Below are 23,416 nucleotides of genomic sequence, written 5' to 3' on the forward strand. Positions count from 1 at the left end.
GCTCGCGTAGGTTTGCCGAACGATGACCGACACCTCCAACACCCCCGATCCGGCCGTTGCCCAAACCCGTCCGGTCCGGGCCAGCGCCGGCGCAGTCGTCACCACGGTGGCCTGCGTACTCCCCGTCTTCCTGCTCGGTGGTCTCGCCGTGCAGATGGGCACGGACCTCGGCTTCTCGCCGGCCGGCCTGGGCCTGGCCGTCGCCGTCTACTTCGGGGTCAGCGCGCTGGCCTCGGTGCCCTCCGGGCGGCTGGTCGAGCGGTACGGGCCGGCCCTGGTGGCCCGCTGCGGCATCCTGCTGGCCGCCGGATCGATGCTCGCCGTGGCCGCCTTCGCCCGGTCGTACCCGGTGCTGGTGGGCCTGCTGGCGCTCAGCGCCGCCGCGAACGCGCTCGGCCAGTTGGCCAGCAACGCCGCGCTGGCCCAGCACGTTCCGGCCCGGCGGCAGGGACTGTCGTTCGGTGTCAAGCAGGCCGCCATCCCGGTCTCCACCCTGCTGGCCGGGGTCGCGGTGCCCACCATCGCGCTCACCGCCGGGTGGCGCTGGGCGTTCGTGGCCGCCGCCGTGGCCGCGCTGACGACGCTGGCCGCCGTACCCCGGCAGTTGCCCGGCCCCGCTCGGCGGGCCGGAGCCGGGCGGGCCGGGCGGGCGACGGCGGCGCTGGTGGTGATCGGCGCGGCGGCGACGTTGGCCTCGGGCGCGGCCAACTCGTTGGGCACCTTCCTGGTGGACTCCGCAGCGGCCCGGGGTCTGTCGCCGGGTCTCGCCGGCCTCACCCTGACCCTGGGCAGCGCGGTCTGCGTGGCGGCTCGTGTGGGGGCCGGCTGGTTGGCCGACCGCCGCGACACCGGCCACGTCGCAGTCATCGCCGCGATGCTGCTCGTCGGCGCGGTCGGGCTGGGCCTGCTCGCGTTGACCGGCTCGGTGCCGTTGGCGGTCGGCGTGGTGCTCGGCTTCGGGCTGGGCTGGGCCTGGCCCGGCCTGATGAACTTCGCGGTGGTCCGGCTCCACCCGCAGTCACCGGCCGCCGCCACCTCGATCACACAGACCGGGGTGTACGCGGGCGGCTGTCTCGGCCCGCTGAGCCTGGGCCCACTCGCCGCGCACCTCGGCTACCCGGCGATGTGGGCCATCGCGGCCGTGGCGATGCTGCTCGCCGCCGCCCTCATGCTCGTCGGCAGCCGGCTGTTGACCCGCGCCGCCGCCGCGGCGGGTCGGGGCGTGGATCAGCTGGTGCGGTCGGCGATGTAGTCGCAGAGCGACTCAAGTGCGCTGCGGGACGGGCCGTGCGGCAGCGGGGCGAGCTGCGCGCGGGCCTCCTCGGCGTAGCTGCGCACCGTCTCCCGGGCCCGCTTGAGCGCCGGGCTCTCCCGCAGCAGCCCCAACGCCTCGGCGTGCAGCACGTCGTCGGTCAGCGGGCCGGTCGCCAGGATCTCCCGCAACCGCACCGACGACGCGTCGGAGTCGTCCGCCTCGCGGGCGTAGAGCACCGGCAGCGTCGGGACACCCTCGCGCAGGTCGGTGCCGGGGGTCTTGCCCGACTGCACCGACTCGGAGGCGATGTCCAGCAGGTCGTCGGAGAGCTGGAAGGCGACACCGATCGTCTCGCCGTACCCGGCGAGGGCCTCCACGTACTCCGGGGCGGCGCCACCGAACATGCCGCCGAACCGGGCGGACGTGGCGATCAGCGAGCCGGTCTTCTCGGCGATCACGTGCAGGTAGTGGGCCACCGGGTCGTCGTCGGCGCGCGGCCCGACCGTCTCCGCGATCTGGCCGTGCACCAGCCGGGCGAAGGTGCGCGCCTGCAACCGGACCGCCTCGGTGCCCAGGTCGGCGGCGATGTCCGCCGCGCGGGCGAAGAGGTAGTCGCCGACCAGGATGGCCACCGAGTTGGTCCACCGGGAGTTCGCGCTCGGCGCGCCCCGACGGACGGCGGCCTCGTCCATCACGTCGTCGTGGTAGAGGGTCGCGAGGTGAGTGAGCTCCATCACCACTGCCGCCGGGACCACCTGCGCACCTGTCGGGTCACCGAACTGGGCGCCGAGCGCCACCAGCAACGGCCGGAACCGCTTACCGCCGGCCTCGACGAGGTGCCGGGCGGCCTCGGTGACGAACGGGTCGGCACTGGACACGCTGGCCCGCAACTCGACCTCGACCGTGTCCAGAAGCCCCAGCACTGACGCCTCGACACGGGGATCGGCGAGATGGAGGCCAAGCGCGCCGAACTGACTCGTGCTCGCCCGACCCCGCCGACCGCCGGAGCCGGAGGCACCTGAACGCTCGCCCGCCGGTTTCACCACGCTATCAACCATGCCACACCCGTTCGACCTGCTCCGGCCCGGGGATACGCACCGGGGGCCGGCACGTGAACACGCGCCGACCCCCGGTGATCAATCCTTCGGTCATCGAACAAATTCGGCGGCTCCGGCAGCCAGATCGAGCAGCGGCGCCGGTGCGACACCCAACACCAGGGTCGCCAGCACACCGATCATCAGCGCGGCGGAGGTGAGCCCACCGGGCACCGTGACGGTCGGCGTCGACTCGCCCGGCTCGGAGAGCCACATCATCACCACGACCCGCAGGTACGGGAACGCGAGGATCATGCTGGTCAGCACACCGGCGATCACCAGCCAGGCCTGGCCACCCTCCAGCGCCGGCCCGAAGATGGCGAACTTGCTGGTGAAGCCGCTGGTCAGCGGAATACCGGCGAAGGCGAGCAGGATGAACGTGAACAGCGCGGCGAAGAACGGCGACCGACGGCCCAGCCCGGCCCAGCGGGACAGGTGGGTGGCCTCGCCGTCGTCGTCGCGTACCAACGTCACCACGGCGAACGCGGCGAGCACCGAGAAGCCGTACGCGACCAGGTAGAACATCGTGCCGGCCAGCCCGTCGCGGCTCGGCGCCAACACACCGACCAGCAGGTAGCCGGCGTTGGCGATCGAGGAGTACGCGAGCAGCCGCTTGATGTCGGTCTGGGTGACCGCGAGCACCGCACCCACCAGCATGGTCAGCACCGCCACCGCGCCGAGGACCGGCGTGAAGTCCCAGTTGGCGTCGGCGAACGCGACCTGGAAGACGCGCAGCAGGGCACCGAACGCGGCGACCTTGGTGCAGGCCGCCATGAACCCGGTGACCGGGGTAGGAGCGCCCTGGTAGACGTCCGGGGTCCAGACGTGGAACGGGGCCGCCGCGGCCTTGAAGAGCAGACCGATGGCGAGCAGCGCCATGCCGGCGAAGAGCAGCACCGGGCTGGCCGGCGACTCGCCCACCGCCGCGTGGATGGTGGCGAAGTCGACGCCGGACGGGCGGCCCGGGATGCCGGCGGTGAAGCCGTAGATCAGGGCCACACCGAACAGGAAGAACGCCGAGGCGTACGCGCCGAGCAGGAAGTACTTCATCGCCGCCTCCTGGCTCAGCAGACGCCGGCGACGGGCCAGCGCGCAGAGCAGGTAGAGCGGCAGGGAGAAGACCTCGAGTGCGATGAACATGGTCAGCAGGTCGTTCGCCGCCACGAAGATCAGCATGCCGCCGATAGCGAACGTGGTCAGCGGGTAGACCTCGGTGAGGCCGTTGCGCCCCTCGGCCTGCCGCCGGTCGTCGGCCGACTCCGCGGTCACCGCGGCCTGGGCGACGAACGCCCCGCCCCGCTCGACCGAACGGTCACCGATCAGCAGCAGCGCCATCGCGGCCAGCACCAGGATCGCGCCCTGGAGGAAGAGCGTCGGCCCGTCGATCGCGAGCGCCTGGCCCGCGGTGATGATCCGCTCATCGGCGCTGAGGACCACCATGGTCAGTGCCGCGAGCACCGCGAGCAGCGCCAGCGTCAACTGCACCACGTGCCGCCAGCGACGAGGCACCAGGGCCTCGACCAGCACGCCGAGCAACGCAGTGCCCAGCATGATCAGGATCGGAGAGATCGCCGCGTAGTCGATCGACGGCAGCTTCAACTCGGTCACTTTGCCGCCTCCTGGACGGTGCCGCCCACGGACGGCGCCGGGTCGGTTCTGCCGATGTCGTCCATTGTCGCCTGGACGGCGGGGTTGATCACGTCAGTGACCGGCTTGGGGAAGAAGCCGAGCAGCACGATCAGCGCGATCAGCGGGGCGACCACCACCTTCTCGCGCAGGTTGAGGTCCCGGCGCATGCCGTCGACCTCGGTCAGCGCCGGGTTGAGGGTGCCCTGGGTGGTGCGCTGCACCATCCACAGCACGTACGCGGCGGCCAGGATGATGCCGAGCGTGGCGATGACCGCTACCGGCTTGTTCACAGTGAAGGTGCCGATCAGCACCAGGAACTCGGAGATGAACGGGGCCGTGCCGGGCAGCGCGAGCGAGGCGAGACCGGCGAAGAAGAGCACCCCGGCGAGCACCGGGACCAGCTTGCCGGCACCACCGAAGTCGCTGATCAGCGACGAGCCCCGCCGGGAGATCAGCATGCCCACCACCAGGAAGAGCAGGCCGGTGGCCAGCCCGTGGTTGAGCATGTAGAGCACCGCGCCGGTGCCGGCCTGGGTGGTGAAGGCGAAGATGCCCACGCCGATGAAGCCGAAGTGCGCGATCGAGGTGTACGACACCAGCCGCTTGAGGTCGTTCTGGCCGACCGCCAGCAGCGCGGCGTAGACGATGCCGATCACGCCCAGGGCCAGCGCCCACGGCGCGAACCACTTCGACGCCTCGGGGAACAGCGGCAGGCAGTAGCGCAGGATGCCGAACGTGCCGACCTTGTCCAGCACGCCGACCAGCAGCGCCGCCGCTCCCGCCGGTGCGGCGCCACCGGCGTCGGGCAACCAGGTGTGGAACGGGAAGAACGGCGCCTTGATGGCGAACGCGAGGAAGAAGCCGAGGAACAGCCACCGCTCGGTGCCGGTGCTGATGTCGACCTGCGACAGCGCCTGCCAGTCGAAGGTCTTCCCGCCGACCACCCACAGGCCGATCACCGCGGCCAGCATGAACAGACCGCCGACGAGCGAGTAGAGGAAGAACTTCACCGCCGCGTACTGCCGCTGGTGGCCGCCGTAGCTGCCGATGAGGAAGTACATCGGCACCAGCATGACCTCGAAGAACACGTAGAACAGGAAGACGTCGGCGGCGGCGAAGACGCCGATCATCGTGCACTCGAGGACCAGCAGCAGCGCGAAGTAGACGGGCACCGAACGCTTCGACGACTCGGCGTCGTGCCAGGACGCCAGGATCACCAGCGGAACCAGCACCGCGATGAGCATCAGCATCACCAGCGCGATGCCGTCGGCGGCGAAGGTGAAGCTGACCCCCCAGTTCGGAATCCAGGAGTACGACTCGCGGAACTGGAACCGGTCACCACCGGCGTTGAAGCTGACCCACATCACCACCGAGAGCACCAGCACGAGCAGCGACCAGGCGAACGCCACCTGCTTGGCCAGCTCCGGGCGGTGGCGCGGCAGGAAGGCCACCACCAGGGCGCCCACCAGCGGCGCCACGGTGAGCACCGAGAGGAACGGGAAGTTGGACATTATGCGGCCTTACCTCCGTCGTCACTGCGTGGTCCGCCGGCGGGGGCGGCCGGAAAGAGGTCGATCACGCCAACCACCCCGCCTGCACCGCCAGGAATGCCGCCATCACCAGCAGCGCACCGGCCAGGATCGAGGTGGCGTACGAGCGGACAAAGCCGGTCTGCATCCGGCGGAGGCGACCCGAGCCCCCACCGACCGCGGCGGCGAGCCCGTTGACGAGCCCGTCGATGCCCCGGTTGTCGAGGTACACCAGCGCCCGGGTGAGGAAGATGCCCGGCTTCTCGAAGACCGCCTCGTTGACCGTGTCGGTGTAGAGGTTGCGCCGGGCGGCGGTGACCAGCACCCCGGCCGGCTGCGGCACGGTGGCCGTGCCGGCCCGGAAGAGGAACCAGGCGAGCCCGGCACCGAGCACTGTCACCAGCAGCGACAGGATGGTGATCACGGTGTGCGAGAGGACCGCCTCGTGCTCCGCGTGCTCGCCGCCCAGCCCGGCGGTCTCCGTCAGCCAGTCCGGAACGGACGTGGCGAGCAGGAAGCCGGCGCCGACCGATCCGACGGCCAGCAGGATCAGCGGGATGGTCATCAGCTTCGGCGACTCGTGCGGGTGCTCGATGTCCTCGGTCCACCGCTGCGGCCCGTGGAACGTGAGCACGAACAACCGGGTCATGTAGAACGCGGTGAGCCCGGCGCCGAGCAGTGCCGCACCGCCGAAGAGCCAGGCGGTCCAGTCCTCCCGCTCGAAGGCGGCCACGATGATCGGCTCCTTCGAGAAGAAGCCGGAGAAGGGGAACATGCCGATGATGGCCAGCCAGCCCATCATGAAGGTCAACCAGGTGATCTTCATGTACTTGGACAGTCCACCGAAGCGGCGGATGTCGACCTGGTCCTTCATTCCGTGCATGACCGAGCCGGCGCCGAGGAACATGTTGGCCTTGAAGAAGCCGTGCGCCAGCAGGTGCACGATGGCCAGCGCGTAGGCCGCGCCGCCGAGGCCGACACCGAGGAACATGTAGCCGATCTGGCTCACCGTCGACCAGGCCAGCACCCGCTTGATGTCGTCCTTGGCCGCGCCGATGATGCAGCCGATCAGCAGGGTGAGCGCGCCGACGCTGACCACCACGAGTTGCAGCGTCGAGTTGGCCGAGAAGATCGGGTTGGACCGGGCGATCAGGTAGACGCCAGCGGTGACCATGGTGGCGGCGTGGATGAGCGCCGACACCGGGGTCGGGCCCTCCATCGCGTCCGGCAACCACGCCTGGAGCGGGAACTGACCGGACTTGCCGGCCGCCCCGAGCAGCAGCAACAGGCCGAGGACCAACACCGTGGTGCCGGTCAGCGCGCCGACACCGTTGAACACCTCGTCGTACTGGGTGGTGCCCAGTGTGGCGAACATGATGAAGATGCCGATGGCCAGGCCGGCGTCGCCGACCCGGTTCATCAGGAACGCCTTCTTGCCGGCGGTGGCCGCGCTCGGCCGGTCGGTCCAGAAGGAGATCAGCAGGTACGACGCCAGACCGACGCCCTCCCAGCCGAAGTACAGCATCACGTAGTTGTTGCCGAGCACCAGCAGCAGCATCGCCGCGACGAACAGGTTGAAGTACGCGAAGAACCGACGACGGCCCGCGTCGTGCGACATGTACTCCACCGCGTACAGGTGGATCAGGAAACCCACCCCGGTGATCAGCAGGACGAAGACCGCGGCCAGCGGGTCGAAGAGCAGGCCGAAGTCCACGCGCAGATCACCGACAGCGATGAAGTCCCAGAGGCTCAGCTCGACCGACTTGTTCTCCAGGCCACGCAGCTGGAAGAAGAAGCTCAGGCCGAGCACGAACGCGGCGCCGATGGCGGCGACGCCCAACCAGTGCCCCCAGCGGTCGGCCCGGCGGCCGAGCAGCAGCAGGATGGCCGCGCTGACCAGCGGGATCGCCACCAGCAGCCAGACGCCCCCGAGTAGCCCCGTGGCCTGGGCGTATTCCACAGTCTCTTCCACCGGTGGACCCCTCTAGTACTTGAGCAGGTTGGCGTCGTCGACACTCGCCGAGCGTCGCGTCCGGAAGATGGACATGATGATCGCGAGCCCGACCACGACCTCGGCCGCCGCCACCACCATCACGAAGAACGCCATGATCTGGCCGTTGAGGTCACCGTTGATCCGGCTGAAGGTGACCAGCGTCAGGTTGGCCGCGTTGAGCATCAGCTCCACGCACATGAACAGCACTATCGCGTTGCGCCGGATCAGCACCCCGGCGGCGCCGATGGTGAACAGCACCGCGGCGAGCACGAGGTAGTAGGTCGGCTCGACCGAGAAGAACGTTCCCATTACTTGTCCGTCCCCTTCAGCGAGGTCTCCTCGGCGGTCAGCTCGCGCTGCGGAAGGATCGCCGGGGTGCTGCGGTCGGTCAGGCGGCCGTCGGGCAGCCGGGCCGGGGTGGCCACCGAGGAGGAGGTCGCGAAGACGCCGGGCCCCGGCTTCGGGCCGGGGTAGTTGCCCGGCGCGAAGCGTGCCTTCATTGTCGACACCTGGTCGACCTTGTCCTGCTTACGCCGCTCGACGTGGGCCAGCACCATGGCACCGACCGCCGCGGTGATCAGCAGCGCCGAGGTCAATTCGAACGCGAAGACGTACTTGGTGAACAGCAGCCGGGCGATGCCCTGCACGTTCCCCTCGGCGTTGACCTGCTCCAGACCGGCCGTGTTGGTCCGGTCCAGCGCCTGGTAGAGGCCGGTGCCGACCAGGCCGGCGAAGCCCAGGCCGAGCACGGTCGCGGCGACGCGCTGCCCGCGTAGCGTCTCGATCAGCGAGTCCGTGGAGTCCCGACCGACCAGCATCAGCACGAAGAGGAACAGCATCATGATCGCGCCGGTGTAGACGATGATCTGCACCATGCCGATGAACGGACCGGCCTGGAGCACGTAGAACACGCCCAGGCAGAGCATGGTCAGCACCAGCCACAGCGCCGAGTGCACCGCGTTGCGCGCGGCCACCATCCCGATCCCGCCGATCAGCGCGAGCGGGGCGAGGATCCAGAAGGTGACCGCCTCGCCGGTGGAGACCGAACCCGCCGCGGCGAGCACCGTAGACGTGGTCATGCTTCCTCTCCCTTGCCGGCCGCCACGCGCTGGGCGGCCTGCTCGGCGCCCGGGAACGTCACGCCGGGGTGCTCCTCGACCTGGTAGCGGCCGGGGCCCATCGGGGACGTCTCCGCACCGGCTGAGGTGCCCGGGTTGTCCAGCGCGCCGACGTAGTAGTCCTTCTCGCTGTCACCCAGCCGCATCGGGTGCGGAGGCTGCTCCATGCCCTCCAGCAACGGCGCGAGCAACTGCTCCTTGGTGAAGATCAGGTCCTGCCGGTTGTCCCGGGCCAACTCGTACTCGTTGCTCATGGTGAGCGACCGGGTCGGGCAGGCCTCGATGCACAGCCCGCAGAAGATGCAGCGGGCGTAGTTGATCTGGTAGATGCTGGCGTACCGCTCACCCGGCGAGAAGCGCTGCTCGTCGGTGTTGTCGCCACCCTCGACGTAGATCGCGTCCGCCGGGCAGGCCCAGGCGCACAGCTCGCAGCCGATGCACTTCTCCAGGCCGTCCGGGTGCCGGTTGAGGATGTGCCGCCCGTGGTAGCGCGGCGCCGACACCGGCGGCTTGAACGGGTAGTCGGTCGTGACGACCTTCCTGAACATGTGCGAGAAGGTGACACCGAATCCCTTGAACGTTCCGGTGATCGCGCCCACGTCACACCTCCCTGGAGTCCGAGCCGGCAACGATGTTGGCCGGCTCCCGCTCGGCGACCACGCGCGTGATGCGCGGGCTCGGTGGTACCTGAAGATCCATCGGTGGCAGCGGGAAGCTCCCGTGCGGCCGGTTGTCGACCTGTTCCTGCGTCGTCGGCTTCGGCTTCGGGCGCCGGCTGGGCCAGAAGATCGTGGCGATCAGCAGGATGCCGGCCGGGATGCCGACGGCGATCACCTTGCCGCGGGTGTCCCAGTCCTCGATGGAGCGCAGGCCCGACAGGACCAGGATCCAGACCAGGTTGATCGGCAGCAGCACCTTCCAGCCGAGCCGCATGAACTGGTCGTAGCGCAGCCGGGGCAGCGTGCCACGCAGCCACACGAAGACGAAGACCAGCGCGATCACCTTGCCGAAGAACCAGAGCATCGGCCACCAACCGGAGTTGGCGCCCTCCCAGATGGTGATCGGCCAGGGTGCTCGCCATCCGCCCAGGAACAGCGTGGTGGTGACAGCGGACATGGTCACCATCGCGACGTACTCGCTGAGCATGAAGAGCGCGAACTTCAACGAGCTGTACTCGGTCATGAAGCCGGCGACCAGTTCGGACTCGGCCTCGGGCAGGTCGAACGGCGCCCGGTTGGTCTCACCCACAGTGGCGATGAAGAAGATGATGAAGCTCGGCAGCAGCAGGATCGCGTACCAACCCGGTGCCGGGATCGGCTGGCCGAAGACCGTCAGCTGGGTGCCGTCGCCCTGGGCGGCGACGATCCCGCTGGTGCTCATCGTGCCGGCGGTCATGAAGACCGCCACGATGCTGAGCCCCATCGCGACCTCGTAGGAGATCATCTGGGCGCTCGACCGGAGACCACCCAGCAGCGGGTACGTCGAGCCGGAGGCCCAGCCACCCAGCACGATGCCGTAGACACCCATCGAGGAGCAGGCGAGCAGCAGCAGCACCGCCACCGGCACGTCGGTGACCTGCAACGGCGTGTGGTGACCGAAGATGCTCACCATCGGGCCGAACGGCACCACCGACAGGGCGGTGACCGCGCAGATCACCGAGATGGTCGGGGCGAAGAAGTAGACGACCTTGTCGGCCGCCTTCGGGAGGATGTCCTCCTTGAAGGCCATCTTCAGGCCGTCGGCGAGGGTCTGCAGCAGGCCGAACGGGCCGACCTGGTTGGGGCCGGGCCGCACCTGCATGTAGCCGACCACGCGCCGCTCGAACCAGACGCCGAGCAGGGTGGCCAGCAGACCGAAGGCGAACGCGAAGACAATCTTGCCGAGAACCAGCCACCACGGATCCCGGCCGAAGTCGGCCAGCGTCGGATCCTGGGCCAGGTAGATCGGACTCACTGGTTACCCCCGGAGTTGAGGAGCGGACCCGGGAGACCGGTCTCGTCGGCCGCCACGCGTCCGGCCGGGATGGCCGTACTCGGTGCGGGGACGGAGATCCGGACGACCGCGCCGGACGTCGCCCCGAGGCTGCGCCGCACGGTCGAGCCGGGTGAGTTGGTCGGCAGCCAGACCACGCCGTCCGGCATCTCGGTGAGTTCCGCCGGCAGGGTCAGCGCCCCGCGGTCGGTGCCGACCGTGACCGCGTCACCGTCGACCACACCGAGCGCCTCGGCGGTGCCCTTACCCAGCCGGACCACCGGCGGACGGGCGGTCCCGGCGAGGTTCTCGTCGCCCTCGGTCAGAGTGCCGAGGTCCACCAGCTGGTGCCAGGTGGCCAGCACGGCCTCCCCGGCGTTCGGCTGCGGCACCCGGCCCGGTGCGACAGACGGCGCGGCCGGGCGGGACATCCGCGTCGCCGGCAGCGTGCCCAGCTCACGACGCACGCTCAGCACATCGGCCGTGCCGAGGCGCACGTCGAGCAGCGCGGCCAGCGCGTCGAGCACCCGGCCGTCGGTCATCGCCGCGGTGTTCAGCACCGCCTCGAACGGGCGCAGCCGGCCCTCCCAGTCCAGGAAGCTTCCGGCCTTCTCGGCCACCGGGGCGACCGGCAGCACCACGTTCGCCCGCCGGGTCACCGCGCTGGCGCGCAGTTCGAGGCTGACCAGGAACGGCACCGCGTCCAGGGCGGACTCGGCCAGGCGCGGGTCGGCCAGGTCGGCCGGGTCGACGCCGCCGACGACCAGCGCACCGAGCTGCCCGTTGGCGGCCGCGGTCAGGATGCCGTCGGTGTCCCGACCGGCCTGGCTCGGGATCACCCCGGCCGGGATGTCCCACGCCTCACCCAGCTCGGCCCTGGCGGCCGGCTCGGTTACCAGTCGTCCACCGGGGAGCAGGTTGGGCAGGCAGCCGGCGTCCACCGCGCCGCGGTCACCCGCGCGCCGCGGCACCCAGGCCAGCTTCGCGCCGGTACGCCGGGCCACGTCGGCAGCGGCGGAGAGCCCACCCGGCACCGTGGCCAACCGCTCGCCGACGATCAGGATCGCGCCCGGTGCGCTCAGCGCTTCGCTGACGGTGGCGTGCTCGGCGAGCACGCTGGCCTCCTCGCCCGGCACCACCCGGGCCAGCTTGGCACCGAGCTTCTCCAGGCCGCGGGTGGCGAAGGGCGCCAGCGCGTACACCGTAAGGGTCTTCTTCAGGTACGCCTTGCGCAGCCGCAGGAAGAGGATCGGGCACTCCTCCTCGGGCTCCAGGCCCACCAGCACCACCGCCGGCGCGTTCTCCACGTCGGTGTAGGTGACGTCGGTGACCCCGGCGACCGAGCTGGCAAGGAAGTCGGCCTCCTCGCGGGAGACCGGCCGGGCCCGGAAGTCGATGTCGTTGGTGTTCAACGCGACCCGGGCGAACTTGGCGTAGGCGTACGCGTCCTCGACGGTCAGCCGACCGCCGGTGAGCACGGCAGTGCCCTGCCTGCTCTCCCGAGCGATGTGCAGCCCTTCGGCGGCGACGGTGAGCGCCTCGCTCCAGGACGCCTCGCGCAGCTCACCGGTGTGCTCGTCGCGGACCAGCGGAGTGGTCAGCCGGTCGGCGGCTCGGGTGTACTGGAAGCCCCAGCGACCCTTGTCGCAGTTCCACTCCTCGTTGACCTGCGGCTCGTCGCCGGCCAGCCGGCGCAGCACCTTGCCGCGCCGCCAGTCGGTGCGCTGCCCGCAGCCCGCCGAGCAGTGCTCGCAGACGCTCGGGCTGGAGACCAGGTCGAACGGGCGGGCGCGGAAGCGGTACTGGGCACCGGTCAGCGCACCCACCGGGCAGATCTGGACTGTGTTGCCGGAGAAGTAGGAGTTGAACGGGACGTCGCCGCTGTCCTCCCCGGACTCTGCGCCGTACGCGTCGTCCCGGTAGATGTTGATCTCCTCGGCGGACGACCGGCCCATCAGGTCGATGAACTTGTCGCCGGCGATCTCCTCGGAGAACCGGGTGCACCGCTGGCAGAGCACGCAACGCTCGCGGTCCAGCAGCACCTGGCTGCTGATCGCCATCGGCTTCTCGTACTCCCGCTTGTGCTCGTGGAAGCGCGAGTCGGTGCGGCCGGTGGACATCGCCTGGTTCTGGAGCGGGCACTCGCCGCCCTTGTCACACATCGGGCAGTCCAGCGGGTGGTTGAGCAGCAGCAGCTCCATCACCCCCTCCTGCGCCTTCTTGGCGACCGGGGAGGTGATCTGGGTACGCACGACCATGCCGTCGGCGACGGTCTGGGTGCAGGAGGCGACCGGCTTGCGCTGCCCCTCCACCTCGACCAGGCACTGCCGGCACGCGCCGGCCGGGGCCAGCAGCGGGTGGTCGCAGAACCGGGGGATCTCGGTGCCCATCTGCTCGGCGACCCGGATCAGCAGCGTCCCCTTGGGGGCGGTGACCTCGACGCCGTCGATGGTGAGGGTGACGGTTTCGGTCTGCTTGGCTACGTCGGTCATCAGTGCGCCCCTACCAGGGTCTTCTCCGACAGCTTGGGTGCGGTCCGACCCTCGATGTAGTCGAGGTAGTCCTGCTTGAAGTACTGCAGCGAGGAGGTCACCGAGCTGGTCGCGCCGTCACCCAGGCCGCAGAACGAGCGGCCGAGGATGTTGTCGCAGGTGTCCAGCAGGGTGTCCAGGTCTTCGTGGGTGCCCTGACCGGTGAGGATCCGCCGGTAGACCCGGACCATCCAGTAGTTGCCCTCGCGGCACGGGGTGCACTTGCCGCACGACTCGTGGTGGTAGAACTCCAGCCACCGGTACGTCGCGTAGACCGGGCAGTCCTGGTCGGAGAAGATCTGGGTGGCGGTGGTGCCCAGGATCGAGCCGGCCGCCGCCACCCCCTCGAAGTCCAGTGGCACGTCCAGGTGCTCGGCGGCGAGCAGCGGGGTGGACGAGCCGCCCGGGGTCCAGAACCGCAGGTTGTGGCCGGGCTGCATGCCACCGGCCAGCTCCAGCAGCTCGCGCAGCGTGACACCCATCGAGCACTCGTACTGGCCCGGGTTGGCGACCCGGCCGGAGAGCGAGTAGATCATCGGCCCGGAGGACTTCTCGGTGCCCATGCTCTTCCACCAGTCGGCCCCGCCGAGCACGATCGGCGGCACGCTGGCGATGGTGCCGACGTTGTTCACCACAGTCGGGCTCGCGTACAGGCCGTGGGTGGCCGGGAACGGCGGGCGCAGCCGGGGCTGACCCCGGAACCCCTCCAGCGAGTCGAGCAGCGCCGTCTCCTCGCCGCAGATGTACGCCCCGGCGCCGGAGTGCACCACCAGCTCCAGGTCGTAGCCGCTGCGCAGGATGTTCCGGCCCAGGTAACCCTTGTCGTACGCCTCCTGGACCGCGTTGCGCAGCCGACGCGCGGCGTGCACCGCCTCGCCCCGGATGTAGATGTAGGCGCGGGCGGCCCGGATCGCGTACGACGCGATGATGACGCCCTCGACCAGCGCGTGCGGGTCGTGGGTCATCAGCGGCAGGTCCTTGCAGGTGCCCGGCTCGCCCTCGTCGGCGTTGACCACCAGGTAGTGCGGCTTGCCGTCGCCCTGGGGAATGAAGCCCCACTTGAGGCCGGTGGGGAAGCCGGCGCCGCCTCGGCCCCGCAGCCCGGAATCCTTGATCAGCTGGATCAGGTCGTCCGGGTGGGCCTTGAGTGCCTTGCGCAGCGCGGCGTAGCCGTCCAACTGCTCGTACGTGCCGATGCGCCAGGCGTCCGGCGACAGCCAGCGCTTGGTCAGCACCGGCGTCAGCTTGGCCAGCGTCTCCGGGCGGGGAGTGGTCACTTCTGGGCCCCCGTTTCGTTCGCGTCCGCCGGTCCGGCGCCGTCGGCGTCCGTCCCAGCCTTCGCTTCGGTGAGGTTGCGCTCCTGCGCCCCGGCCTCGTCGCCGGCGGGCTTGCCGTCGCCGGCCGGCGGGTTGGCGGCCACGCCGGCGGCCTCGGCCGCCCGTGCGTCGCCGGCCTCGGGCGCGGTGCCGGTGGCGTCCGTCGGGACCTTCGTGCCACTGGCGTCCGGCACTGCCGTGCCCGCGTCCGGCTGCCGGGTCTCGGCGGTACGCACCTGCGGCGACTTGTCGTCCGGTGCCTTGACGTCCCGCGTGGTGCTGCCGGTGGCGTCTGCCGGCTTCGCCGGCTCGGCGACTCCGGCCGCCCCCGTCGGGGCGGACGCCCCATCGCTGCCCTTGACCGGGGCCGCGCTGGCCTCGACGGGCGCCGGCTTGGCGGCCTCCGCCTTCGCCTTCGCCTCGGCGGCGGCCTTGTCGGCCTCGGCCTTGCTGCGGATCGGGGTGTTCGGGTCGAAGCCCGGCACCGAGACGCCGTGCTGCTGGGCCAGCCGCAGCCCGCGCAGGGTGGGCTCACCCGGCCCGCCGTCGGCGACCGCATCGTCGCGCTCGTCGGCGAAACCGGCGAGCTGCACCGCCATCTCCTTGAGCGTGCAGAGCCGGGCACCCCGGGTCGGCATCGGCCGACCGCCGGCCCGCAACTCGTCGACCACACCGACGGCGGTGGAGGCGTCCACGCCGTCGAAGAAGTCGTAGTTGACAGTCATCACCGGGCCGTAGTCGCACGCCGCCAGGCACTCGGCGTGCTCCAGCGTGATCGTGCCGTCCGCTGTGGTCTCGTCGTGCCCGACGCCCAGGTGCTCGGCGAGGGTGTCGTATACCTCCTGGCCACCGAGCACGTTGCACATCGTGTTGGTGCAGACGCTGACCAGGAAGTCACCGGTCGGCTTGCGCTTGTACATCGTGTAGAAGGTGGCCACCGCGCCGACCTGGGCCTTGTTCAGCCCCAGCACCTCGGCGCAGAACGCGACCCCGGCCGGGGAGACGTACCCCTCCTCGGCCTGCACCAGGTGCAGCAGCGGCAGCAACGCCGAGCGGGACCGGTCCGCCGGGTAACGGGCGATGATGTCGCGCGCCCGCTCCCGGGTATCGTCAGTGAAAGTCGTCGTCATCGGTCACACCCACCCATCACCGGGTCCAACGAGGCGCCGCCGGCGATCACGTCGGCGATCAGACCGCCCTCGGCCATCGCCGGGAGGGCCTGCAGGTTGACGAAGCTCGGCTCCCGGTAGTGCACCCGGTAGGGCCGGGTGCCACCGTCGGAGACCGCGTGGACGCCCAGCTCGCCGCGGGGCGCCTCGATGGCGACGTACACCTGGCCGGGCGGGACCCGGAAGCCCTCGGTCACCAGCTTGAAGTGGTGGATCAGCGACTCCATCGACTGACCCATGATCTTCGCGACGTGCTCCAGCGAGTTGCCCATGCCGTCCACGCCGATGGCGAGCTGCGCCGGCCAGGCGATCTTGCGGTCGGCGACCATCACCGGGCCGGGACGAAGCCGGTCCAGTGCCTGCTCGACCAGCTTCAACGACTCCCGGATCTCGGCGAGCCGGACCTGGTAGCGACCCCACACGTCACCGTCGGGGTGGGTCGGCACGTCGAACTCGTACGTCTCGTAGCCGCAGTACGGCATGGTCTTGCGCAGGTCCCAGGCGAGGCCGGCGGAGCGCAGCACCGGGCCGGTGATGCCGAGCGCCACGCAACCGGTCACGTCCAGCACCGCCACGTTCTTCGTCCGCTCGGTCCAGATCGGCTGGCCGGAGAGGAGGTCCTCGTACTCCTTGAGCTTCTTCGGCATCATCTTCAGGAACTCGCGGATCTTGACGATCGCGTCGTCCGGCACGTCCTGTGCCACACCGCCCGGCCGCACGTACGCGTGGTTCATCCGCAGGCCGGTGATGGTCTCGAAGATGTCGAGGATGTACTCCCGCTCGCGGAAGCCGTACAGCATGATCGAGATCGCGCCCAGCTCCATGCCGGTGGTGGCCAGCCAGACCAGGTGCGACGAGATCCGGTTGAGCTCCATCATCAGCACGCGGATGGTGGTGGCCCGCTCGGTGATGTCGTCGGTGATGCCGAGCAGCTTCTCGACAGCGAGGGCGTACGCCGTCTCGTTGAAGATCGGGGCGAGGTAGTCCATCCGGGTCACGAACGTCGAGCCCTGGACCCAGTTGCGGTATTCGAGGTTCTTCTCGATGCCGGTGTGCAGGTAGCCGATGACCGAGCGGGCCTCGCGGACCGTCTCGCCCTCCAGTTCCAGGATCAGCCGCAGCACCCCGTGCGTGGACGGGTGCTGCGGACCCATGTTGACCACGATCCGCTCGTCGTTGATCGGGTCGGTGCCCGAGACGATCGTGTCCCAGTCCCCACCGGTGACGGTGAAGACCCGACCCTCGTCGGTTTCGCGCTCGCTGGCGTAGTTCGACGTCGTCACTGGTACGACCTCCGCGTGTCCGGCGGCTGGATCTCCGCGCCCTTGTACTCGACGGGGACGCCGCCGAGCGGGTAGTCCTTGCGCTGCGGGTGGCCCTCCCAGTCGTCCGGCATGAGGATCCGGGTCAGGTTGGGGTGGCCGTCGAAGACGATGCCGAACATGTCGTACGCCTCGCGCTCCTGCCAGTCCGCCGTCGGGTAGATGGCGGTCACGCTGGGCAGGTGCGGGGCCTCGACGGAGACCGCGGCCTCCAGCCGGACCCGCCGCCGGTACGTCATCGAGGTGAGCAGGTAGACCACGTGCAACCGGCGCTCGTCGGCGCCCAGGTAGTCCGCACCGGACACCGAGGAGCACAGCTCGAACCGCAGCGCCAGGTCGTCCCGCATCACCTGGCACACCTCGGCAATCCGCTCCGGGCGTACGTGCAGGGTCAGCTCACCCCGGTCGACCACAACCTTCTCGATCGCGTCGTTGAAGGCCGGGTACGCCTCCTCCAGCGCGTCGCGGACCTCGTCGAAGTAGCCCCCGTACGGCCGGGACGCCTCCTCGATGGGCTGGCGCTGGCGGACCAGGCCGCCGTAGCCGGACACGTCGCCCGTGCCCTGGTTGCCGAACATCCCGCGACCGGCCGGGCTGGCCGGCGGGAATTCGGCGGGGGCACCACTGGTGGCGCCGGCCGGCACCACCGGCAGCGGTACGCCGCCGTCGTTTGGCTTGTCCGTGGGTGACGTCATTTCGGGCCTACCTGCGGGTGGAGGTGGTTCTGAGCGTTCATCCAGTTCTCGATGCGCAGCTGCTCCTCGCGGCCCTCACGGACCGCCCGGGTCCACTCGGCGCGCCGGGACTTGTCGCTGCGGTACGAGGAGGGCATCGAGCCGTAGGGCACGATCGGAACGTCGCCGCGCTCCTGGCGGGCCGCCAGCATCTTGCGGCCGTTCGGGCCCAGCGGCTCATACATGATCTTCTCGCGGAGCTTGAGGATCGCGTCGATGAGCATCTCCGGCCGGGGCGGGCAGCCAGGCAGGTACATGTCGACCGGCACCACGTGGTCGACGCCCTGCACGATCGCGTAGTTGTTGAACATGCCGCCGCTGCTGGCGCAGACGCCCATCGAGAGCACCCAGCGCGGCTCGGCCATCTGGTCGTAGATCTGGCGCAACACCGGTGCCATCTTCTGACTCACCCGGCCGGCCACGATCATCAGATCGGCCTGCCGGGGGGACGCCCGGAAGACCTCCATGCCCCAGCGGCCCATGTCGTAGTGCGGACCACCGGCGGCCATCATCTCGATGGCGCAGCAGGCCAGGCCGAAGGTCGCGCCCCACACGGACGACTTCCGAGACCAGTTGACCAGCTTCTCCACCGAGGTGAGCAGGACGCCGGCGGGAAGCTTCTCCTCGATGCCCATCTGACGTTCCTTCCTCAGTCCCAGTCCAGGCCGCCGCGCCGCCACACGTAGGCGTACGCAACGAAGACCGCGACGATGAACAGGACCATCTCCACGAAGCCGAAGATCGGCAGAGCGTCGAACGAGACCGCCCAGGGGTAGAGGAAGATGATCTCGATGTCGAAGACGATGAAGAGCATCGCCGTCAGGTAGAACTTGATCGGGAACCGCCCGCCACCGACCGGCTGCGGGCTGGGCTCGATGCCGCACTCGTAAGCCTCGAGTTTGGCCTTGTTGTAGCGACGGGGACCGGCGAAGCGGGCGGCGCCAACGGAAAACAGCGAGAACGCCGCGGCGAGGGCGAACAGCCCGATGATCGGTGCGTAAGGCGAGAGCGACATCGTTTTCTCCTGCTCGTCCTTCCCTGCCCTCGGTGCTTGACGAAAATCACACTATTCACGTCCCTCGCAGTGGCAGTCGGCGGGGGTCGATCTTTGTCGGCATCGGGGCCGTGACCAGCGCCGATGCCGTCCTACCTAGACGGCTGGGGCGGCCTTCGTCATCGCGTTGATGACCCGATCCATCGCGTCCCCGCCACGCGGGTCGGTCAGATTGGCCAACAGCTTGAGCACGAAACGCATCAGCGTCGGGTGCGGCATGCCGTGTTTGGTGGCGATCCGCATGATCTCGGGGCGGCCGATCAGTTTCACGAAGATGCCGCCCAGCCGGTAGTAGCCGCCGAGCCGCGCCTTCAGCTCGTTCGGGTACGCCAGCAGCGCGCGCTCGCGTTCCGGGCCGGCCGGGCGGGCGAGGGCCTGAACCATGACCTCCGCGGCCAGTTCACCGGACTCCATCGCGTACGCGATGCCCTCACCGTTGAACGGGTTGACCATGCCGCCCGAGTCGCCGACCAGCAGCACGCCCCTGGTGTAGTGGGGCACCCGGTTGAAGCCCATCGGCAACGCGGCACCGAGGATCGGGCCGTCGGCGTTGGTCTCGTCGGTCATCCCCCAGTCTTCCGGGGTGTTGGCGAGCCAGTCGGTGAGCAGCCGGCGGTAGTTGGTCTTGCCGAACGCCGAGGACGAGTTGAGCACGCCGAGCCCGACGTTGACCCGCCCGTCACCGAGGCCGAAGATCCAGCCGTAGCCGGGCAGCAGGTTGTCACCGCTGTCCTTGCTGCGCAGCTCCAGCCAGGACTCCAGGTAGTTGTCCTCGTGCTTGGCCGGCGAACGGTAGTAGCGGCGGACGGCCACACCGATCGGCCGGTCCTCCCGCTTGGCCAGCCCGAGCGCGAGCGGGAACCGGCCGGAGACGCCGTCCGCAGCGACGACCAGCGGGGCGTGGAAGGTGGTGGGCTCCTTGCCCGGCCCGACCTCCGCCTCGACGCCGGTGACGCGGCCGTCGTCGTCGAGCACCGGGCCCAGCACGTTGACGCTGGTCCGCAGTTTCGCGCCGGCGGCCACCGCCCGCTGGGCGAGCAGGTCGTCGAAGTCCAGGCGCGTGCGCACCAGACCGTAGTTGGGGAAGCTGGCCAGCTCCGGCCAGTCCAGTTCGAGGCGCACCCCGCCGCCGATGACCCGCAGACCCCGGTTGTGCAGCCAGCCCGCCTCGGGCGAGGTGTCCACACCCATCCGGACGAGCTGGCGCACGGCGCGCGGGGTCAACCCGTCGCCGCAGACCTTCTCCCGGGGGAACTCGGTCTTCTCCAACAACAGCACCCGTACGCCGTGCCGGGCCAGGTGGTACGCGGTCGCTGACCCACCGGGACCGGCGCCCACGACAATGACGTCGGCATCGTGTTCCACCGCGGTCATTCGCGCCTCCTCCCGCACGCTCGTGAAATGCTTCACAAGCCAGACGGGACGAGTGTATGACCGGCGTCATACCAGCGCAGGATCAGGGGTACCTAACTCGCCGATGTGACAGCTCATCACCGTCCACAGCGGTCAGGTGTCAGGCCGGGCTGGAGGCGCCCAGGCCCGCATCGACCCGAATTGTCTCCGGTAGGTGCTCGCGGAGCGCCCCACCCGCCGCCCGGTCCAGAGCCGCCAACACCTCGGCGACCACCTGCCGGACCTCCACCGGGTCGGCACCGGCCAACTCACGCAACTGGGAGATGAGTTCGGCCGCGTCGTCGTCGGTGGCGGCCACCGGGTCCGCCGGGTCTGCTCCGGTCATGCGATCGAGCGTACCGGGCAAAGTGGACTAAAAGCCGATATTAACGAAACCTGAATAATGTCCGTACCGGGCGGGCTCGGTTACCCCGCTACTCGCGGATCCCCCGGTGCAGGGCCACCACGCCACCGGTCAGGTTGCGCCACGCCACGCGCCCCCACCCGGCCGCCGCCACCCGGCCGGCCAGCGCGGACTGCGCCGGCCAGGCCCTCACCGACTCGGCGAGATACACGTACGCCTCGGGATTGCTCGACACGGTCCGGGCCACCGCCGGCAGCGACCGCATCAGGTACGACAGGTAGACCGTCCGGAAGACCGGATTGACCGGGGTGCTGAACTCGCAGACCACCAGCCGGCCGCCCGGCCGGGTCACCCGGGCCAGCTCACGCAGCGCCGCGTCGGTGTCGTTGACGTTGCGCAGCGCAAACGAGATGGTCACCGCGTCGAAGCTGGCGTCGGCGAACGGCAGCCGCAGCGCGTCTCCGGCCAGCAGCGGCACCTCGGGCCGGGCCCGCTTGCCGGTGTGCAGCATGCCCAGCGACAGGTCGACCCCGACCGCGTACGCCCCGGACTGGGCCAGCTCGCGCGTCGAGACGCCGGTGCCCGCCCCCACGTCCAGGACCCGCTCACCCGGCCGCAGCCCGAGCGCCGCCCGGGTGGCGCGCCGCCAGGAGCGGTCCTGTCCCAGCGAGATCACCGTGTTGGTCAGGTCGTAACGCTCCGCCACGCCGTCGAACATCGCGGCGACCTCGTGCGGCTGCTTGTCCAGACTGGCGCGCTGGCCCTGCGGGGTACGGCTCACCCCCTCACTCTGCCAGCCGCCCGCCAACCGGCGTTCGCTGGGTGGGCGGCACACACCGGTACGCGAAAGGGCGGGGTGGTCGCCCACCCCGCCCTCGCGTCGTGCCCGCGTCAGTGACAACTCGGTCAGGACGCCTGTCGCCATCGCACCCGTCGCTGGCGTGCCTCGTGTGCGCGCCGCCGGTCAGGGCACCGGTGTCAGTCGGCCGACTTCTCGTCGGTCGGCGAGACCAGGACCACCTTGCGGCGACGGGTGAGCACCAGCAGCGCCCCACCCACCAGCAGGATGATCACTCCGATGCCGCCGATCAGGCCGACCTGCACACCGGTCACCGGCAGGCCGCCACCGCCCGGTCCACCACCGGCGGAGCCACCACCGGCACCCGGCGAGACGGTAGTGCCCGGCGTCGCCGTACCGCTGGGGATCGGCGTCGGCGTGGCTGACGCGGTCGGAGTGGCCGTCGGCGTCTCCGTCGCGGTCGGCGTCGGCGTGGGCGTCTCCGTCGGGGTCGGCGTCGGCGTGGGCGTCTCCGTCGGGGTCGGCGTAGGCGTCTCGGTCGGCGTCGGGGTCGGGGTGGGCGTCGGCGACTCGGTCGGGGTCACAGTCGGCGTCGGGGTCGGCGTCTCCGTCGGGGTCACAGTCGGCGTCGGGGTCGGCGTCTCCGTCGGGGTCACAGTCGGCGTCGGCGTCGGCGTCGGCGTCGGCGTCGGCGTCGGCGTCGGCGTCGGCGTCTCCGTCGGGGTCGGCGTCTCCGTCGGGGTCGGGGTGGCCGTCGGCGTCGGGGTCGGCGACTCGGTCGGGGTGACAGTGGGCGTGGGCGTCGGCGTCGGGTCGACGGAGAGGTCGACGAAGACGTCGAAGATCGCCTGGTTGTCGCCCTCGTCGATCTCGGTGAAAGCCTTCCGCTGGGCGGTGTTGGCCCGCCGCGGCTGCTCCTCGGGCCTGCCGGCTGCCACGTCCAGACCGTGCGCCACCAGCTCGCCGACCCGCAGCACAGGCTCGGTGACGTCCTTGCCGACTGTCACCTTGATGTCCGCGGTGTAGTAGTCGCCGGGCCGGATCACCGCGCCGTCGTCCTGGCAGAGCGCCTGAGCGACGCCGAAGGTCTGCGAGGTGCACGTGTCCGGCAGGGTGTCGAAGGTGACGCCCGCCGGGAGGGTCAACACGTAGGCGAGACCGGTGGCCTTGCGGCTGCCGTCGTTGTAGACCGCCCAGTCGACCGGCACCGTCTCGCCCGGCCGCACCGGCCGAAGGTCGGGGTCGTCGCCGTTGACGCCGTTCACCACGACGTTCGCGTTGACGTCCTGCACCCAACTGGTCAGGTCGTATCCGGGCTCGGTGACGGTGATGTCGTGCTCGACCTTGTTGTCGCCCTCGTTCGGGTCCTCGGTGGCCGAGCGGATGGTGACCACCAGAGTGCCGGCGGCGCCCTTACCACCGGTGGAGAAGATCGGGATACCGAAGTCCTCGCTGGTGCCGGCGGCCAGGTCGCCGAGGCGGCAGGTGAACTTCTTGCCGTTCACCCGGCAACCGTCGGGCACCACGACCCGGATCTTGTTCGTCTTCAGCTTGCTGGTGTCCACCGTGTAACTGACACCCTTGGCGTCTTCCTTGCTCCGGGTGTTGTCGACAGTGAACTTGAACGGCTTGCTCTTGGCCTCCGTCACACCCTTGGCCAGGTTGTAGCTGAGCGGCACCAGGGCCAGGTCGGCCTCCTCGGCCGCCAGCACTGGAGCGGCCACGGCGGCGATGCCGCCGGCCGCGAGCAGCGCCACGACACTGGCGCGCACCAGCGTCGAGCGGTGGAACGCTGTCATCAGTCCCCCGGGGGTAGGGAAGAAAGAATGGTTGCGGAACGAGCGGACGTTATCGGAGGCCGATCTTCCACGCCAGCAGGCGGAGCCGTTTTCATCCGTCCGGTCCGAGCTGGGCAGACAGTACGGGCGGGATGGTCACCCATCCCGCCCGTACTGCCGTGCGTTATATGAACGACCCGCAGCGGGCCGATGGAGGACAGCCTCGTCCGTCGATGGTGGCGACGGATATGAGCCGGGACGCTAGCTGCCGACGATCATCTCCACCAGCCCCGCACCGGAGAGGCTGACGCTGCGGCGGCGCGGACCACCCGTACCGCCGGGGTCTTCCGGCGGGAGCATGAGCGTCG

Annotated in this window: 19 protein-coding genes and 1 pseudogene; 1 reads left to right on the plus strand and 19 read right to left on the minus strand. The window is 70.1% G+C overall.

Annotated features, from left to right (window positions below; translation table 11 throughout):
* Positions 1-22 precede the first annotated feature (22 nt).
* A complete protein-coding gene (locus AB0B94_RS02070; RefSeq protein WP_357267403.1) occupies positions 23-1,252 on the plus strand; it encodes an MFS transporter in 1,230 nt (409 codons plus the stop codon).
* Here AB0B94_RS02070 and AB0B94_RS02075 read toward each other — a convergent pair.
* The 19 genes and pseudogenes from AB0B94_RS02075 to AB0B94_RS02165 form a co-directional block, all read right to left on the minus strand.
* Entirely contained in the window at positions 1,228-2,313 is a 1,086-nt protein-coding gene (locus AB0B94_RS02075; protein ID WP_238668759.1) for a polyprenyl synthetase family protein, read from the minus strand. The two genes, AB0B94_RS02070 and AB0B94_RS02075, sit on opposite strands and share 25 nt — an antisense overlap.
* 90 nt (positions 2,314-2,403) lie before the next feature.
* The gene (nuoN, locus tag AB0B94_RS02080) at positions 2,404-3,957 is read right to left on the minus strand and encodes an NADH-quinone oxidoreductase subunit NuoN (protein WP_238668757.1); all 1,554 of its coding nucleotides are present in this window, start codon (positions 3,955-3,957) and stop codon (positions 2,404-2,406) included.
* Positions 3,954-5,489 (minus strand): NADH-quinone oxidoreductase subunit M, encoded by a 1,536-nt coding sequence (locus AB0B94_RS02085; protein ID WP_091395550.1) that lies wholly within the window; start codon positions 5,487-5,489, stop codon positions 3,954-3,956. Before AB0B94_RS02085 ends, nuoN begins: the two co-directional genes overlap by 4 nt.
* A 64-nt stretch (positions 5,490-5,553) precedes the next feature.
* A complete protein-coding gene (gene nuoL / locus AB0B94_RS02090) occupies positions 5,554-7,479 on the minus strand; it encodes an NADH-quinone oxidoreductase subunit L (RefSeq protein WP_357267408.1) in 1,926 nt (641 codons plus the stop codon).
* Between the two features lie 12 nt (positions 7,480-7,491).
* Positions 7,492-7,809 carry an NADH-quinone oxidoreductase subunit NuoK gene (nuoK, locus tag AB0B94_RS02095; protein WP_088951135.1) on the minus strand — a complete coding sequence of 106 codons (318 nt, stop codon included), beginning with the start codon at positions 7,807-7,809 and terminating at the stop codon, positions 7,492-7,494.
* Entirely contained in the window at positions 7,809-8,579 is a 771-nt protein-coding gene (locus tag AB0B94_RS02100) for an NADH-quinone oxidoreductase subunit J (RefSeq protein WP_357267411.1), read from the minus strand. The genes nuoK and AB0B94_RS02100 overlap by 1 nt, the downstream gene beginning before the upstream one ends.
* Complete coding sequence (nuoI, locus tag AB0B94_RS02105) at positions 8,576-9,217, minus strand: NADH-quinone oxidoreductase subunit NuoI (RefSeq protein WP_112585694.1); 642 nt, start codon at positions 9,215-9,217, stop codon at positions 8,576-8,578. The genes AB0B94_RS02100 and nuoI overlap by 4 nt, the downstream gene beginning before the upstream one ends.
* Position 9,218: 1 nt before the next feature.
* Positions 9,219-10,571 (minus strand): NADH-quinone oxidoreductase subunit NuoH, encoded by a 1,353-nt coding sequence (gene nuoH / locus AB0B94_RS02110; protein WP_357267414.1) that lies wholly within the window; start codon positions 10,569-10,571, stop codon positions 9,219-9,221.
* Positions 10,568-13,081 carry an NADH-quinone oxidoreductase subunit G gene (locus AB0B94_RS02115; protein WP_357267418.1) on the minus strand — a complete coding sequence of 838 codons (2,514 nt, stop codon included), beginning with the start codon at positions 13,079-13,081 and terminating at the stop codon, positions 10,568-10,570. Before AB0B94_RS02115 ends, nuoH begins: the two co-directional genes overlap by 4 nt.
* Positions 13,081-14,397, minus strand: a complete 1,317-nt coding sequence (gene nuoF / locus AB0B94_RS02120; protein ID WP_357267421.1) for an NADH-quinone oxidoreductase subunit NuoF — start codon at positions 14,395-14,397, stop codon at positions 13,081-13,083. The genes AB0B94_RS02115 and nuoF overlap by 1 nt, the downstream gene beginning before the upstream one ends.
* The gene (gene nuoE, locus AB0B94_RS02125; RefSeq protein WP_357267424.1) at positions 14,394-15,566 is read right to left on the minus strand and encodes an NADH-quinone oxidoreductase subunit NuoE; all 1,173 of its coding nucleotides are present in this window, start codon (positions 15,564-15,566) and stop codon (positions 14,394-14,396) included. The genes nuoF and nuoE overlap by 4 nt, the downstream gene beginning before the upstream one ends.
* A complete protein-coding gene (locus tag AB0B94_RS02130; protein ID WP_357267427.1) occupies positions 15,563-16,888 on the minus strand; it encodes an NADH-quinone oxidoreductase subunit D in 1,326 nt (441 codons plus the stop codon). The genes nuoE and AB0B94_RS02130 overlap by 4 nt, the downstream gene beginning before the upstream one ends.
* The gene (locus AB0B94_RS02135; RefSeq protein WP_357267430.1) at positions 16,885-17,622 is read right to left on the minus strand and encodes an NADH-quinone oxidoreductase subunit C; all 738 of its coding nucleotides are present in this window, start codon (positions 17,620-17,622) and stop codon (positions 16,885-16,887) included. The genes AB0B94_RS02130 and AB0B94_RS02135 overlap by 4 nt, the downstream gene beginning before the upstream one ends.
* Positions 17,619-18,296, minus strand: a complete 678-nt coding sequence (locus AB0B94_RS02140) for an NADH-quinone oxidoreductase subunit B (protein ID WP_238668742.1) — start codon at positions 18,294-18,296, stop codon at positions 17,619-17,621. Before AB0B94_RS02140 ends, AB0B94_RS02135 begins: the two co-directional genes overlap by 4 nt.
* A gap of 14 nt (positions 18,297-18,310) precedes the next feature.
* Complete coding sequence (locus AB0B94_RS02145; protein WP_007454588.1) at positions 18,311-18,676, minus strand: NADH-quinone oxidoreductase subunit A; 366 nt, start codon at positions 18,674-18,676, stop codon at positions 18,311-18,313.
* 135 nt (positions 18,677-18,811) lie between these two features.
* Complete coding sequence (locus AB0B94_RS02150) at positions 18,812-20,089, minus strand: geranylgeranyl reductase family protein (RefSeq protein ID WP_238668741.1); 1,278 nt, start codon at positions 20,087-20,089, stop codon at positions 18,812-18,814.
* Positions 20,090-20,228: 139 nt separating this feature from the next.
* Entirely contained in the window at positions 20,229-20,453 is a 225-nt protein-coding gene (locus AB0B94_RS02155; protein ID WP_357267434.1) for a hypothetical protein, read from the minus strand.
* 88 nt (positions 20,454-20,541) lie between these two features.
* A complete protein-coding gene (locus tag AB0B94_RS02160; protein WP_196920656.1) occupies positions 20,542-21,252 on the minus strand; it encodes a demethylmenaquinone methyltransferase in 711 nt (236 codons plus the stop codon).
* Between the two features lie 767 nt (positions 21,253-22,019).
* A pseudogene (locus tag AB0B94_RS02165) lies at positions 22,020-23,069 on the minus strand (cell wall anchor protein); the annotation flags it as partial.
* Positions 23,070-23,416 lie beyond the last annotated feature (347 nt).

Source organism: Micromonospora sp. NPDC048986 (assembly GCF_040649335.1).
Classification (GTDB): Bacteria; Actinomycetota; Actinomycetes; order Mycobacteriales; family Micromonosporaceae; genus Micromonospora; species Micromonospora alfalfae.